This window comes from Pusillimonas sp. (genome assembly GCF_029263785.1).
In the GTDB taxonomy this organism is placed as follows: Bacteria; Pseudomonadota; Gammaproteobacteria; order Burkholderiales; family Burkholderiaceae_B; genus Pusillimonas.
On record NZ_JAJUFE010000057.1, the window covers coordinates 1 to 15,303 of the forward strand.

A 15,303-nucleotide genomic window follows, 5' to 3' on the forward strand; every position below is an offset into this window, starting at 1 on the left:
CCAACCTTGGCGGTGGCGGGTCATCGCTGCCGGAACCACTGCTACAGCCAACCAGTACCAGGACAACTAACGAAGCCAGGAAAGAGCCAAAACGGGCCATTCATTACTCCTGTCGAGTAAAAAAAGCCCATCTTATATCAAAGAGATACAAAAAGTAATAGAAATTATCCCGCTACAAATACTCAATCGTGTTCGTGCAGCAACAGATAAGCCATACCCTCTTCAGTAGCGATACCTACACGTCGTCCGACCGGCAATGTAGCCTTGACCCTGACATGGCCGTACGGCAAGCCGGTAACCACGGGCACTTTTACGTTCTGACGTAACCAGGCAATGACCGAGGCAAGATCGTAGCCATTGTCGTTTGCCCCCAGGCGATACTCGGTAAATCGACCCAGCACAATTGCTTTCTGCTTGGCCAGTATGCCGGCGTGCAACAGCTGCGTGAGCATCCGCTCAACGCGAAACGGGTGCTCGTTGACATCCTCCAGAAACAGGATTCCTCCGCGGATGCGGGGCAGAAACGGCGTGCCCACCAACGAACTCACCATAGCGAGATTGCCACCCCACAACACCCCTCTGGCGTCTACCGAATCCGAGTCGGGGGCCTCAAAACTCAGGATTTCCAGCTCACCGCGTACAACTTCGGTAAACATGGCGGCCGTCAGGTCGTCCAGTTTGGGCGATCCAAAATCGAAGACAGCCGTCGGACCCGCCAGACTCTCCGCGCCGGTGCGAGCCAGCAAGGCCAGGTTGAACGCCGTGAAATCGCTCTGGCCGATAAACACTTTTTCGCTCGCGGCCACTGCATGCCAGTCAATGCGATGCAACAGCCGGCTCAGGCCGTATCCACCTCGGGTGGCCATGACAATTGGGTGCTTTTGCTTCAGCGAACGCGTGATGGCGGCCAGACGCTGCTCATCTGTGCCGGCAAATCGCTCGTGAACGGCAAGTGCGGTGCGATCGACTGCCGTCTTGAACCCGAGGTCAGCCAGACGCTCTCGGGCCAGCGCGACCGCAGCCGGATCCGCTACGGCGCCTGACGGCGAAATCAAGTAGATTCCCTTCGGGGAAACATGGTGCGCGTGTGCCATGGTGAAGCCTGTCTTGACGGGTTGATTAGCAGGCGTAAGTATAGATTAGGTGTCAGAGGTCCGCGCGTGCCTGGCGGCCAATCTGCGTGCCCGAAAAAAATCCCGCAACAGCTCGGCACACTCGTCGGCCATCAGCCCCCGCTGCACCCTGGTCTGGTGATTCAGCTGCCGCACTTCGGGCACCTGCAACACGCTGTGGCAAGCTCCCGTCTTGGGGTCATCTGCCGCGTAGACAATACGTGCCAGCCGGGCATGCAGCATTGCACCGACACACATCGCGCAGGGCTCAAGCGTGACGAACAGACTGGCTTCGGGCAAGCGGTAATTTTCCATGGCCTGCGCTGCCTGACGAAGCGCCACGATCTCGGCATGAGCGGTCGGGTCATGAGCGCTGATGGTGCGGTTGAAACCCTTGCCTATCACCCTGCCCTGTCCGTCAAGCACTACCGCCCCGACCGGCACTTCACCCTGTTCCCGGGCGAGCCGTGCCTGTTCAATCGCAAGCATCATGGCGCGCGTGTCGTCTTCGCTGAATACTGTGGCTTCGACGGCAGCGTCGGTCACGGCCGGCGATGCCGAGCCTGCCTCACCTTTCAAAACCCTTTCAGGCAGGCAGCCGTTGTGTTGATTGTCAGCCACCATAGGTGCGAGTATTCAAGGATATGCGGCCCGCCAGACTCTCGACAGCTTCTTCAAGCCACTGATATAACTCGGCTTCTTCATCATAGCGGGCCTGATTCAGGTTGGATACCCGACCTTCCTGAATGAAGCCCCACGCACGGCTGCGCTTGTCCCGATGGCGCGGGTCCCACACTCCGAATGCAATGCCACCCGAGCGCCGTATCAGCGAAAAACACGGGATATCTGTGTAGCCGTCACCGACAAAGATCATCTGTTGAAACGGTACCCGCAGTTTGTCCTGGTCTACTTTCTTGTTTACTTCAAACGGCTTGTTGCGAGATGCCGCTCCAACAATACCTTTCTGGATATGGAACAGGTAGCGTGTCTTGTCGGTGAAGCTGACGATACGCCTGGGAAACTGTATGGCTCCGCTCTCGTCATAGATGAACTCTGACGCCCATATATCGGTAAATTCATGCGCAATGGGTGTCTGGCGTACCACATCCCCAATTCCGCTTGAAATCAGATAAAACTCCAGCTGAACCTGCGGGTGGCTTTTGCGCACCACCCCGCGCAAGCGCCCAAAAAGGCTCTGGACGCCATCGTGCAGGGGCAGGCGGCGACCCCAATCCTTCAGGCGCTCCTGGGTGATGGCGCCATAGTCTCCGCTGCGCGAGAGCTCGATGAGCTTATACAGATAGGCCGGTACCGGGTCCCAGTCGTGCTCCTCGAGCAGAGGGCCAACTTCTGCTGACCAAAAGTGCGCGGCGTCAACGCCCATATCGGTCAGGAGCCCGGACGTACTGTCAGGCGCCAAAGTGTCATCAAAATCGAAGATAAGTGCAATTACATCGGACATGTCGGACCTCGAACGGCACGGGCCGTCCACCGGCCCGCACTACGATGGAACCGCAAGTGTAACGCCTGGCGCACAGGAGAAGGCCTTGAGCCGACGCAAGACCCGGGGAAGCATCTCTGGCAGGTCCTCTGCAATCAGGCCCGGACCAAACTGGCTCGCTGCTTCACCATGCATCCACGCAGCAGCCGCTGCCGCAAGAAACGGCGTCATGCCCTGAGCCATCAGGCCCGCGATGATACCTGTAAGTACGTCTCCGGTACCTCCTGTTGCAAGCGTGGGTGGCGCATTGCTGTTGATGACAGCCCGGCCGTCCGGCGACGCAATGACAGTATCGGCTCCCTTGAGAACCACAACGGCGCGGCTTTGACGCGCGGCCGCGCGGGCCCGCGCAAGCTTGTCTCCTTCGGACGCAAACAGTCGCCCGAATTCGCCTTCATGAGGCGTCAGGACGCAATTACCCTGAATGGCGGAAAACAAGGCAGTGGGAGAAGATGCAAAAGAAGTGATGGCGTCGGCATCCAGTACCACCGCCCGCCCGGTATTCAGTGCCGCCAGAACATGTTGACGGGTAGCTTCCGACACGCCTGCACCGGGCCCTACCACCAACACATTCTTGCGCTCATCAGCAAGAATATCGGTCAGGTTGCTGGCGTCGTCGAGAGGCTGCACCATGATGCTTGTGAGCGCGGACGCATACACCGGCCAGGCAGGCGCCGGAGCCGCCACTGTGACCAGACCGGCCCCTGCACGCGCAGCCGCTCTGGCGGAAAGTCTTGCGGCCCCAGTCATGATTTCGCCGCCCACCACCAGGACGTGTCCGCGTCGATACTTATGATCGTCCAGTTGGGGCCAGGGAAACATGTCGCGCCATAGTGCCGGATGGTTTTCAAATGCAATCTCGTCCATTCCCTCAATGACTTCGGAAGGAATGCCAATATCGGCGAGGCTGATTTGCCCGCACAGACGTCGGCCCGGCAGCAGGACATGACCGGGCTTTTTACGGAAGAAAGTGACCGTATGCTTAGCCGGCACGGCAATGCCCATCACCTGACCGCTTGCGCCGTCTACGCCACTGGGAATGTCAACAGCGCAAACCGGAACCTCGCTTTTTTGAAGCGCCTGGAGAACCTCGAAAGCCATTCCTTCGATGGGTCGCGACAAGCCGGCACCGAAAAGTGCATCGATGACCACGTCGACATCATTCACCAAGGTGACATCAAGAGGGTCGACCCGGCTTCCCCATAGCCGGGCGTGATGCGCTGCGTCTGGAGTCAGCGAATCAAGGCCTCCCAACAGGCCCACCCGAACCGTCCAGCCCCGCTCACGAAGGTAGCGCGCAGCGACGAAGCCGTCGCCACCATTGTTTCCCGGCCCGCACAAGACGCAAACAGTGCCCACCGGCCACTGCCTCGTGACGGTTTCCGCCACCGCCTTGCCCGCTGCTTCCATGAGATCGACGCCGCGCGCCCCCGCGTCTATGGCTGCCTGATCGGCCGCTGCCATCTGCCGTGGCGTGAGCAAAATGGATTGGCTGGCATCTGAACCGCTGCTCATGCAATTTTCCTTCCGTCACACTATGGTCCAAGCTTAAATGATAAGCTGCACAACAGAGAGTGAACATCGTAAACGGACGTCACCATCATGCCGGCAGTAATCTCCGTATCAAAGCTTTCCAAATCCTATGCCTCGGGATTCCAGGCCCTCAAAAACATCAACCTCGAGATTCAAAAGGGTGAGATCTTTGCCTTGCTGGGCCCCAATGGGGCGGGAAAGACCACCCTTATCAGCATTATCTGCGGTCTGGTAAACCCCACTGAAGGGACCGTCACCGCCGCAGGTTACGACATCATCAAGCAATACCGCCAGGCTCGATCTCATATCGGCCTTGTGCCCCAGGAGCTCACAACCGACGCCTTCGAGTCGGTCTGGGACACGGTCAGCTTCAGTCGGGGCCTTTATGGCAAGCCGCCCAACCCGGCACATATCGAAAAGGTCCTGCGCTCTCTGTCCCTGTGGGACAAACGGAAGAATAAGCTGATGACGCTGTCGGGCGGGATGAAGCGTCGCGTGCTGATCGCCAAGGCACTCTCGCATGAGCCCGACATCCTGTTCCTGGATGAACCGACGGCGGGCGTGGATGTGGAGCTGCGCAAGGATATGTGGGCGCTGGTTCGTTCGTTGCGCGATACTGGTGTGACGATTATTCTGACCACCCACTATATCGAAGAGGCCGAAGAAATGGCCGATCGCGTAGGGGTGATCCGCAACGGCCAGATAATTCTGGTACAAGGCAAACATCTATTGATGCGCCAGCTCGGGCAAAAGCAGCTGACGCTTCAGTTGCGTAATAAGCTGGAACAGATTCCAGGCTCATTGACCGCTTATCAATTGGGTCTTTCAGACGACGGACTCGAGCTCACCTACACCTACGATTCCACCCGTCAGGAACACGACATCACTACGCTCTTGAACGACTTGCAGGAGGCCGGAGTCCATTTCTCTGATTTGCAAACACGACAAAGCTCGCTCGAGGACATTTTCGTCAGTCTGGTCAAGGAGGCCGCATGAACCTTCACGGCATACGCGCCATCTACCGATTCGAAATGGCACGCAGCTGGCGTACCTTATCGCAAAGCCTGCTTGCCCCTGTGATTTCGACCTCGCTGTACTTCGTCGTGTTCGGCGCGGCCATCGGAAACCGCATCAGCGAAGTTCAGGGCGTCAGCTATGGCGCGTTTATTGTGCCCGGCCTGATCATGCTGTCGCTGCTGATGCAAAGCGTCACCAACGCTTCGTTTGGCATTTATTTTCCGCGCTTTACAGGCACCATTTATGAGATTCTGTCGGCACCGATGTCGTATATCGAAATCACCCTGGCATACGTGGGCGCGGCTGCGACAAAATCCATTATCCTGGGCCTGATCATCCTCGCCACAGCGACGCTGTTTGTGCCGCTGCAGATCGATCATCCGTGGTGGATGATGACGTTCCTGATTCTGACCGCACTCACTTTCAGCCTATTGGGGTTCATTATCGGCATTTGGGCCGACGGGTTCGAAAAATTGCAACTGGTGCCGTTGCTGATCATCACCCCTTTGACGTTCCTTGGAGGCAGCTTCTATTCCATTGATATGCTGCCGCCCTTCTGGCAAACCGTCACGCTCTTCAATCCCGTGGTCTACCTTGTCAGCGGGTTTCGCTGGAGCTTTTACAGCATTGCCGACGTGCATGTGGCCGTCAGCCTGGGTATGACGCTGTTCTTTCTGGTCGCGTGTCTGGCGATCGTGGCGTGGATGTTCAAGACAGGTTATCGATTGAAGACCTGAGCTACAAAAGTTTTGATTTCTGTCGTCACCGGCAGGCAGGACGCTGCCTTGCCGGATAACTAATCGCGAAAATTATTGAACTGCAAGGGCAAGTCGACATCGGTCTTGCGCAAAAGGGCAATGGCTTCCTGCAGGTCGTCGCGCTTCTTGCCGGTCACTCGCAGCTTGTCCTTGTTGATCTGCGCCTCGACCTTGAGCTTGGCCTGCTTTAACGCGGCAATCAGTTTTTTGGACACGGCCTGCTCCAGCCCCTGACGTACCGTAATTTTCTGCCGCGCGCCACCAAGATTTTCGTTGGGGTCGGCGACTTCCAGACAGCGAACATCAATGCCGCGCGCCGAGAGCCGGCCACGCAAAATATCAAGCATCTGCTTTAACTGGAACGCACTTGGAGCTGTCGACGTCACAATGAAGCCTTCAAGCTCGAACTTGGCGTCCACGCCCTTGAAATCGAAGCGCGTGGCAAGCTCGCGGTTGGCCTGATCGACTGCGTTGGAAAGTTCGTGCTTATCGACTTCCGAAACGACATCAAACGATGGCATGTTCTGTTCCCCTCGTATAAATCCAGATTACTTTATGGCCACAGTTTATACGATGGGCTCCTGGCCGCCACCAATGGCGGCCGTACGTCGACATCCATTCCAACGGGTGTCAAAATACTGTCATTTCAATTGAATCCATTGTGACTCCTGAACGCTCGCCCTTCAGCCTGCGCAGCATAGCCGTCGCCGCATTTGGCCCTTCACTTTTGTTTGGCGTGGGGCAAGGATCCATATTTCCCATCATCGCCCTAAGCGCCAAGGAACTCGGCGCGTCACTGGCCCTGTCGGGTCTTATCGTATCGCTCTTCGGCATCGGCGCTCTTGTCAGCAATATTCCTGCAGCCCTTATCGCGGCTCGCTACGGCGAGCGCCGATCGATGGTCGGGGCCGCCACCCTCACTGTGCTGGCCCTGTTTCTCTGTCTGGCAGCCTCGGCCCCGTGGATGCTGGCCATAGGCGTATTGATTATCGGCATGGCCAGCTCGGTATTCCTGCTGGCCCGGCAAACCTTTCTGATCGAAGCCGTTCCCATATCCATGCGCGCCAGAGCCCTGTCAACATTGGGTGGAGTGATGCGGGTAGGTCTGTTTCTGGGACCCTTCGCAGGCGCCGCACTGATGCACTTCATCGATCTGCCTGGAGCCTATTGGGTCGCGATTGCTGCGATGATCGCGGCAGGCCTGCTGTCATTTACCGTGCCCGACCTGGAAGGGCGACAATCTGAAGCCCATCCCTCCAGGCCCCCCAGGCCCCGCATCACCGGCATTCTTCGTAACCACGCGGCTGCGTTTGCCACCTTGGGGTTGGCAAGTGCGCTGGTCGCTGCCGTTCGGTCGTGCCGGCAGATCATCGTGCCCTTGTGGGCAAGCCATCTTGGACTGGACGCCGCCACAACAGCGGTGGTGTACGGAGTGATGGGGTCCATCGATATGCTGTTGTTCTATCCAGCCGGAAAAATAATGGATCAGTTCGGACGCCAGTGGGTGGCCGCACCGTCGATGATACTGATGGGAACAGCATTGGCGATCATGCCCCTAACGACGGGACTGGCTTCATTCGTTGCCGCGTGTCTGTTGCTGGGTTTCGGCAACGGTATCAGCTCGGGCCTGAACATGACTGTCGGGGCAGACGCATCACCGCAAACGGGACGCACTCAATTTCTGGGAATCTGGCGCCTGATTACGGACTGCGGTGCCGGTGGCGGTCCCTTGCTGCTCTCAGGAGTTATGGCGATTTCTACGCTTGGCCTTGGCATAGCCGTTGTCTCGTCGCTGGGGTTTGTGGCGGCTGCTGTATTCTGGCGCTGGCTGCCCCGGCGAGTAACAAGCTGACCAAACTTAGCCGCAGTACGCCCTTACAACTACATCAAAGTCGTTGAGCTGCAGGTTCAAACGCTCGGCCCTGTAGTCCTTGGTCACCATCTGCCCGGGCCGGATCACCCTGATCATGTCTGCGCCGCTGCTGCGCTTGGCTTCCTCCTGAAGCGCAGACGAGATTTTTCTGCCGGTAACATGGGAGGCACTTTCAGCGTTGCAGAGGCTCGGCTCGACCGGCGGCTCATTGAGGTCAACCGACGAACAGCCTGCCAGACCGACCACCGTGGCACAAAGCAGCAATTTACGAATGGACATATCGTCTCCTTCAGAACGCCACGAACGGGCAGATACGAAAATTGATTCTGCCATAGTCAGGCCACGGCACTACTGTATGTATTGTTATGACTTACAACATCAATAGCGCAGGCCATTCAGCGGCAGAATGCCCTGGCTTGGTCCGTGCAAAGATCAGGGCGTTCGAGCTGCAAGAAATGAGTCGTGCCAGGCACACGCACATAGTCCAGATCGAATTTGGCAGCCAGCTCTTTTCCGATCGGAGCCGAAGGCTGCACACCTGGCACTGCCGGATCCGCGCAAATGAACCTGACGGGGAAATCGATTTCTGACAGCCAGAACCACAAGCTGGTATCGTCGTTGGATTCGAATATCCTGGCTTCCTGCTCTGGATCACATGCCAATACCCAGGTTTCACGTCCCTCAATCGAAACCTGACGTAGCAAGGCTCGGGCCATTTCATCGCAGGCCTCCGGCTGGCAGCGCGCATACATGACGTTGCGCTTGATCTGCTCGGCCAACTCGCTCCAGTGATCAAATTCCACACGCCGTCTACGCACACGGCGCCCCAGATTCATCATCTCTTCGATGTGCGCCGGCTGCAGGGGGTGGCCCTCGGGCGGAATGATGGGTGGATCGAACAGCGCAAGGCCATCCAGAATGGGCCCAAATCGTTTTGCGTGAAGCAGCGAAGTAACGGCCGATAATGAATGAAAGGCTCCGAAGGTCGCCCGCTGTCCAAGCTCGTCACGAATGGCACGCATGACCAGATCGAAATCTTCCACCAGCTGGTTCCATGAGTGGTTCTGCAACGAACCCCGATCACTTATTCCATGGCCGCGAAAATCCAGAACGACGACCTGATATTCCGCAGTCAGCGGACGCCAGAAAGATGCGTAGCCATGTGCAGCCAGGCCATTGCCATGACTGACGATCAAGCGGGTTGCGGATTCGGGCCCATAGACCCGGGCCCGGATAAGCACGCCATCGGCGGCAGCAATTTCCAATGTCTGCCTGAGCGGTGTTGCGGTATCTGTCTGCATGAAACTCTTCCTCGATCCACTTCGGCGGTGATCATGTCCGCCGGGGTGACAGGCAGGGCTGTCAAACTCTTTTGTGATGATACCCTGAACACGCCAGCAGCCATGAGGGCACGGGCTTCAGGACGCGGATGCGTAGTCAAACGGGTAGCGCGGCAGGGTTAAATCGACTAACCTACCCCGGTAACCATGTATTGCCGACCGAAACCAAAAACAATCATAGGAATCGCTATGGCGCGTATGTCCCACGCATTTCTTGCGGCATTCTTGGCTACGGCTGCCTCTGTATCGCACGCGCAAACCGAGTCTGAGTCGGAAGGAATATACGCTGGCGTCTTTGGAGGAGCCGGCGCCGTTACGGCGACGAGCTTGCAGCAACGTGGGGCAGTGATATTGCCACCCGGCCAGCCTATTCGCCTGCTTCCCATCAATGCTCAAGGCTCCACATCGAACAGCACCAGCGTGGCACTTGGAGGTGTACAACTTGGCTATGAATGGTCAGGCCTGAAGCTGGGCTCCGAATGGGCTATGCGCCCGGCCGCCGAGCTTGAGGGCGTGTATATCGGCAAACACTCCCCTACTGGCGAAATGCCAGTCATGCCAAGATTTCTCGGCATGCAGTACGTGACGGTTCCCACCACCGTCGGGGCATTGATGGCCAATGCCATCTTCACTTTCGAAACGCCATATTCCGACGCCATTCTTCCGTACATCGGTATTGGTGCCGGTGTAGCCCATGTATCAATCAAAGGGGCTGATTCCGCTAACCCAAGCGAGCCCGGCATCAATCACTTCAATTCTGATCCCGATGCATCTGACACAGCTTTTGCGATGCAGATCAAAGCGGGCCTGAAAGGCAAAATCACCAAACGGCTCACTCTTTTCGCCGAGTATCGACGCCTTTCGATCCATTCGACGTCGTATAAATTCGGAGCCACCGACTATCCCGGCCTTCACCTGCCCACACATACCTGGAAGGTCGACATGGGACGTCAGAATTACAACCTGTTCGTGGCAGGCCTGCAATACAAGTTCTGACGCGCTGAAACTCTCCCTGGGCCGACTCCATGTCGGCCATTTTTTTTACCCAATTGCCCAGCACCTGTTTCCTTGCCATTTGTCCCATCCTGCATTAGCATAGCCAAATATCAGGCTACCTGATAAGGTTTCCTGATATCTTGCGGTATTTGCTTTTACGCTCTCGGGTCGGGATTCATCGCTGATCGGACGGACAGGCAAGCAACATCGCCAGATATGGTGCCGCCTGAATCTCGGCTCTCGAAAAACCATGGTCAATCGATGACCAAAAAAAACGGGAGACACCAGAGATGGAGACGCGTTTAAAGTTAACTGCCTGTGCGGCAGGAATAGCTCTTCTATATGGATGCGGCGGCAGCAGTAGTAGCGGTAGTGATGCTTCGCCGCCCCCTCCGCAACTGGCTTGCGCAGACATCACCACCGAGGCGATGAACCTTCCTGGCCTGGTAATTACCAAGGCAGTCCATAATCCGGAAGGCGATCCCAATGCCAATCCGCCAGAGCCTGCACACTGTCTGGTTCAGGGTCATCTTCATGAACGCAAGAGTGACGTTGACAATCAGCAATATGCCATCGGCTTCGAGGTCCGCCTTCCCACAAACTGGAACGGACGCTTCTTTTTTCAGGGCGGAGGCGGCACCGACGGCGCTGTGAATCCTGCCATAGGCACCTTACCTGGCGAGGGTCAGGCAACGAACGCCTTGAGCATGGGTTACGCGGTCGCAAGTACCGATGGCGGACACGAGGAAGTCGACGACGGCACCCCTGCCGGAGGCTCCCTGTTTGGCGTCGATCCACAAGCACGTATTGACTACGGTTACAACGCTGTGGGCGAAGTCACGAAAGTCGCTCATTCTTTGATTCAACGCCATTACGATAGCGCTGTCGATCGCTCTTATTTTGTCGGTTGTTCAAACGGGGGGCGTCAGGCAATGGTCGCAGCCACGCGCTTCGCAGACCTTTACGATGGAGTCATCGCAGGTAATCCCGGATTCAACCTGCCGAAGGCAGGTATACAACATGCATGGGATAACCAACAGTTCGCAAGCGTGGCACCTCGCGACCCCGTCACAGATCGCCCCATCATTGCAAGCTCATTCAGCACGGACGACATGACATTCGTCGCCAATAAGGTGCTCGAAGTCTGCGATGATCTGGACGGCCTCAAAGACGGGTTGGTCTTGAACTCAGCAGCCTGCCAAAGCACATTCGATCCATTTCAGGAACTGGTTTGCAACCCCGGCGACACACCAGGAACAGACTGCCTGGGTGATGTCAAAAAGGTCGGTGCTTTAGTAAACGTATTCAACGGCCCCAAGAATTCGCAAGGGCAGTCCCTGTATGCAAGCTGGCCATGGGATGCCGGAATCGGCGAGTGGGGTTGGCGCCTGTGGAAATTGGAGCTGCCTTTCCCGAATCCTGACCCCACTATTCCGAACTCCATCATCGCAACGATGGGCGGATCGGCACTGCCATACATATTCATGACTCCGCCGGTACAAGTGCCCGGTGCCGGTCACGGCCTGATCGACTATCTGTTGAATTACAACTTTGACACCGACGCCCCCGGGATCTATCGCAGTACCAACGTCTATACCGAGTCGTCGATGGAATTCATGACGCCACCCAATCCCACCGACCTGAGCGCGTTCAGGTCGAAGGGTGGAAAAATAATAGTCCATCACGGAAACAGCGATCCGGTGTTTTCTGTTCACGACAGTATTCAGTGGTTCGAGAACCTTAAAAACGCCGACGCTACTGCCAGCGACTACGCGCGTCTTTACACTGTCCCGGGTCAGAACCATTGCGGTGGAGGGCCGTCCACCAGCCAGTTCGATTTGTTGAACGTGCTGGTTGACCGGGTGGAAAACGGCAAGGCGCCCGCGCAAATAGTGGCTCACGCGTCACCCGTGAGCACCCTCACAGACGTTGAAAGCCGTCCCTTGTGTCCTTACCCCCAGTATGCCAAGTACGACGGCAGTGGCGACCCCAAAGTCGCTTCAAGCTTCCAGTGCGTAATGCCCTGACCGCGCTTTAAAGCCTGGCGTCGCGACTCAGTCACAAGTGTCGGCAGCTGAGTCGCGACGCCTTGACGCCCGCAATCCAGACAATTGCCAAGCTCACGCATGTAGCAGTGGTCAGCATCCCGTCTTGCCAAATTCTGGTAAAACTTGTGGCATCGCAATCACGCATCCTGGTCTTTCCCACTACAGTATTTTTAATCCTGCTGAATTCAACGTGGCTTTCCAGCCCCTGGATTCAGCAATCTGGAGCGCGTTACATGGCCCGCCTGCCCTACGCAGACTTAAGCAATCCTGCCTGCAGCCAGTTGGTGAAACAAATCATCGCCGAACGCGGCAGTGTGCTGCACTTGTACCAGATGTTGTTGCACAGCCCTCCGATTGCGCGTGGCTGGCTTACCCATCTGACGGCCATCCGCCAGCAAAGCTCCTTGCCGGGAAGCATCAGGGAACTGATCATCATGAGGATTGCGCATTTGAACCGGGCTCCGTACGAAGCCCATCAACATGCACCCATCGCCCTTGCCGAAGGGCTGAGCCAGCAGCAACTCGACGCGCTCGAAAACTGGAACGACACCGATCTGTTTGATGAGCATCAGCGCGCTGTGCTGACTTACACCGATTCGATGACACTTAATGTTCAGGTGAGCGACGACGTTTTCAACGCCATCACTACGCTGTTCACGCCAGCTGAAGTGGTGGAATTAACCGCCACCATTGCCACCTACAACATGGTGTCGCGCTTTCTGGAGGCCCTGCAGATTCACAGCGACGATCCGCGCGTCTGAGATTCCTGCGCCTATGGCTGGGGAAAGAGCTGCTTGAGCTGTACCACCAGCGCAACGCCGGTCATCAAAATCAGGACCGACAACACGAATACACCAGCCACGACGACGCTGGACGTCAGCGCGACACCCCAAACTATTCCGCCAGTCCACAATCCGGCGTCGACAGACAAATTCCACAGGACCGACGCGCGTCCGGAACTCATCAAACGCATGGCGGTGTGGAGTGTCACGGTTTGGACAACGCCTACACCCACTCCTATCAACACCCCGGCAAGCACTATAAGGACTGAACTGGTGGTTACGACACCAAGTATGCCGCCTGCAGCCAATAGAAGTGCAGCGGTGATCACCGTTATCCCGGTTGTCGATCGTGCCTCCAGTTCGCCTCCCAACCATCGCCCCAGCGCGTTACCGGCCTGTACCGAAAAAATCACTACGGCAGCACTGACGTAGCTTGAAGTGATCACGGGCATGCTGGACAAGCCATGAGACAGCAACGCCACGCCCACAATCAGGAAGCCCAGCACGAGCCAGGGCGCTTCGGCCAGCGCCTTGCCCATCATCTGCAACCTGTTTACCAAACCCGACTGGCACCGCTCAGTGGAATTGACGGACTGTTGTCCATGACCTCCGTCCTGACGTTTTCCAACCGCGCCGGGAATTCCAAAGGACAGACACACGGCCAGCACACCAATTATCACGGCAGCCAGACCGAAGGCAGACGGAGAGAAAGTAAGCGCGAGTTGAACGCCAAGGGGTGAACCCAAGGCCGCGGACGCCATGGTAACCAGCCCGTAAATCCCTATCATTCGCCCGAGCCGCGATTCTGGAACGAGCAGCGCAATTCCTTGAGAGCCCGCCACAATAAGAACGCCAAAGCCGGCACCGGCCGCGACGGCACCGGATAACAATGCCGGTGTACTGACCGAAAACCCGGTGATCACCGCGCCAATAGCCGTAAGCACCATGGACCCGCCAAGCACCAGACGAAGAGAGAATCGACTGACAAGTATGGGGGTCAGGGCCTGCACCAGCATGACGCACCCCATCATGGTGCCCAGAAACAGGCTGCTAAGCCCGGGCGCGTCAGCACGTGTAACGGGGATCAACGAATACAGCGTGAAGAAAATTGCAAGACCCAACGATGCTACTGCCGTCAGTGCTGCGAACGGCGCCCACGCAGAAAGCTTCATCTTTTCAATCCGGTTCGTAGATCACAACAACAACTCTGCTGGCCGAAACCAGATCAAAAAAGCGTACCACCCCGAACAGCGGCCCTGCTCATGTCGTGCGTCCTACAGGTTTCAAGTGGAGCAAAGCATAAGCCATTTTTTGTCAGCCGCAAACTTATCCACTTTTTCTGTGAGCAAGCCTGTGAATAATTATGGGATGGCCTTCGGCAAGCCGCGTCCGCACTGGGTCGCGACCACCTGGATCATTCGAAAACACGGCTGAGCGCGAAACGGTCGTCGGCCCATTCTTCCGGGGCGCTATCCCAACCTTCACACTGTGAATCGGGCTCAACATCCGACTAGAATTGCTACCGAACGCTGGACAGGTCGGGCAGCCACATGATCAACGACGGGATATAGGTAACCAGCGCCAAGGCGAGCAGAGCCAGAGCCAGAAACGGCAGGCATCCGCGAACCACCTCTGCAAAGTGCGACTTGAAGGTCACGATGCCCACGAACAGATTGATGCCGAATGGCGGGCTGATCATTCCAATGGCCAGGTTGAGCGTCAAAATGGCACCCAGATGGACCGGGTCGATACCTACCGCCATCGCCGTCGGAAAGATCAGCGGCGCAAGCACGATGATGGCCGAGTTCGGATCAATGACCATGCCGGCCAACAGAAAGATTACGTTGATGATCATGAACACCCATTCAGACGATCCCGCTCCGATGGCGCCGGCGATCATCTGAGGCACTTGTTGCACCGTCATGAACCATGTCATCACCGAGCCCGCGGCGATAAGGATCAGCAGCATGGCGATAGTGGCAGCGGACGTGCTTGAAACACCGAGAAGCTCGCGCAGCTTCAGGCGGCGATAGACGCATACTTCGACGAACATCGCATAGACGGCCGATACGGCGGCGGCTTCCGTGACAGTGAAGTAGCCGCTGTAGATGCCGCCCAGAATGATCGCAGGCAGCATCAACGCCCAACCCCCACGGCGCAACGCGCGCATCAACGCCGGCCCGGAAAAATGCCGCGCTCGACCGATACCGCGCCGCAGGGCGTACACGAGGGAGTACGCAACAAGCAAAGCCAAGAACACCAGTCCGGCTCCCAACGCAGAAAGGAAGACCTTGGCAATGGATTGGCCGGTCTGAAGACAATAAAGAATGACTGCGACACTGG

15 protein-coding genes are annotated in these 15,303 nt (G+C 57.0%); 6 read left to right on the forward strand and 9 right to left on the reverse strand.

From position 1 onward, the window contains the following. Positions 1–182: 182 nt before the first annotated feature. The 4 genes from Q1J88_RS11235 to Q1J88_RS11250 all read right to left on the reverse strand — a co-directional run bounded on the left by Q1J88_RS11235 (position 183) and on the right by Q1J88_RS11250 (position 4,128). Entirely contained in the window at positions 183–1,094 is a 912-nt protein-coding gene (locus tag Q1J88_RS11235) for an LD-carboxypeptidase (RefSeq protein WP_301117789.1), read from the reverse strand. Positions 1,095–1,139: 45 nt separating this feature from the next. Beyond that, positions 1,140–1,658, reverse strand: coding sequence for a tRNA adenosine(34) deaminase TadA (tadA, locus tag Q1J88_RS11240; protein ID WP_301117790.1), 519 nt, complete (start codon positions 1,656–1,658; stop codon positions 1,140–1,142). A 67-nt stretch (positions 1,659–1,725) separates the two neighbouring features. After that, positions 1,726–2,574 (reverse strand): HAD family hydrolase, encoded by an 849-nt coding sequence (locus Q1J88_RS11245; RefSeq protein WP_301117791.1) that lies wholly within the window; start codon positions 2,572–2,574, stop codon positions 1,726–1,728. 39 nt (positions 2,575–2,613) lie between these two features. Beyond that, on the reverse strand, positions 2,614–4,128 hold the full coding sequence (locus Q1J88_RS11250) for an NAD(P)H-hydrate dehydratase (protein WP_301117792.1): 1,515 nt from the start codon (positions 4,126–4,128) through the stop codon (positions 2,614–2,616). An 87-nt stretch (positions 4,129–4,215) separates the two neighbouring features. On the opposite strand from Q1J88_RS11250, the gene Q1J88_RS11255 reads away from it, so the two are divergent. Further along, positions 4,216–5,142 carry an ABC transporter ATP-binding protein gene (locus Q1J88_RS11255; RefSeq protein ID WP_301117793.1) on the forward strand — a complete coding sequence of 309 codons (927 nt, stop codon included), beginning with the start codon at positions 4,216–4,218 and terminating at the stop codon, positions 5,140–5,142. Then, entirely contained in the window at positions 5,139–5,900 is a 762-nt protein-coding gene (locus Q1J88_RS11260; protein ID WP_301117794.1) for an ABC transporter permease, read from the forward strand. The genes Q1J88_RS11255 and Q1J88_RS11260 overlap by 4 nt, the downstream gene beginning before the upstream one ends. A 59-nt stretch (positions 5,901–5,959) precedes the next feature. Here Q1J88_RS11260 and Q1J88_RS11265 read toward each other — a convergent pair whose 3' ends face one another. Then, complete coding sequence (locus tag Q1J88_RS11265) at positions 5,960–6,442, reverse strand: YajQ family cyclic di-GMP-binding protein (RefSeq protein WP_301117795.1); 483 nt, start codon at positions 6,440–6,442, stop codon at positions 5,960–5,962. A 140-nt stretch (positions 6,443–6,582) separates the two neighbouring features. Between Q1J88_RS11265 and Q1J88_RS11270 the strand changes: the two genes are divergently transcribed. Beyond that, the gene (locus Q1J88_RS11270; RefSeq protein WP_301117796.1) at positions 6,583–7,773 is read left to right on the forward strand and encodes an MFS transporter; all 1,191 of its coding nucleotides are present in this window, start codon (positions 6,583–6,585) and stop codon (positions 7,771–7,773) included. 6 nt (positions 7,774–7,779) lie between these two features. On the opposite strand, the gene Q1J88_RS11275 is transcribed toward Q1J88_RS11270, so the two are convergent. Next, on the reverse strand, positions 7,780–8,073 hold the full coding sequence (locus Q1J88_RS11275; RefSeq protein ID WP_301117797.1) for an I78 family peptidase inhibitor: 294 nt from the start codon (positions 8,071–8,073) through the stop codon (positions 7,780–7,782). A 116-nt stretch (positions 8,074–8,189) separates the two neighbouring features. Further along, positions 8,190–9,095, reverse strand: a complete 906-nt coding sequence (locus Q1J88_RS11280; RefSeq protein WP_301117798.1) for an alpha/beta hydrolase — start codon at positions 9,093–9,095, stop codon at positions 8,190–8,192. Between the two features lie 228 nt (positions 9,096–9,323). On the opposite strand from Q1J88_RS11280, the gene Q1J88_RS11285 reads away from it, so the two are divergent. From Q1J88_RS11285 to Q1J88_RS11295, 3 genes are all read left to right on the forward strand, one after another. Beyond that, the gene (locus Q1J88_RS11285) at positions 9,324–10,130 is read left to right on the forward strand and encodes an outer membrane beta-barrel protein (protein WP_301117799.1); all 807 of its coding nucleotides are present in this window, start codon (positions 9,324–9,326) and stop codon (positions 10,128–10,130) included. Between the two features lie 290 nt (positions 10,131–10,420). Next, complete coding sequence (locus Q1J88_RS11290) at positions 10,421–12,157, forward strand: tannase/feruloyl esterase family alpha/beta hydrolase (protein WP_301117800.1); 1,737 nt, start codon at positions 10,421–10,423, stop codon at positions 12,155–12,157. A 254-nt stretch (positions 12,158–12,411) separates the two neighbouring features. Then, positions 12,412–12,939, forward strand: coding sequence for a carboxymuconolactone decarboxylase family protein (locus Q1J88_RS11295; RefSeq protein ID WP_301117801.1), 528 nt, complete (start codon positions 12,412–12,414; stop codon positions 12,937–12,939). Between the two features lie 11 nt (positions 12,940–12,950). On the opposite strand, the gene Q1J88_RS11300 is transcribed toward Q1J88_RS11295, so the two are convergent. Beyond that, the gene (locus Q1J88_RS11300; protein WP_301117803.1) at positions 12,951–14,132 is read right to left on the reverse strand and encodes an MFS transporter; all 1,182 of its coding nucleotides are present in this window, start codon (positions 14,130–14,132) and stop codon (positions 12,951–12,953) included. Between the two features lie 347 nt (positions 14,133–14,479). Continuing rightward, on the reverse strand, positions 14,480–15,303 hold an 824-nt coding region (locus tag Q1J88_RS11305; protein ID WP_301117804.1), incomplete at its 5' end, for a TRAP transporter large permease.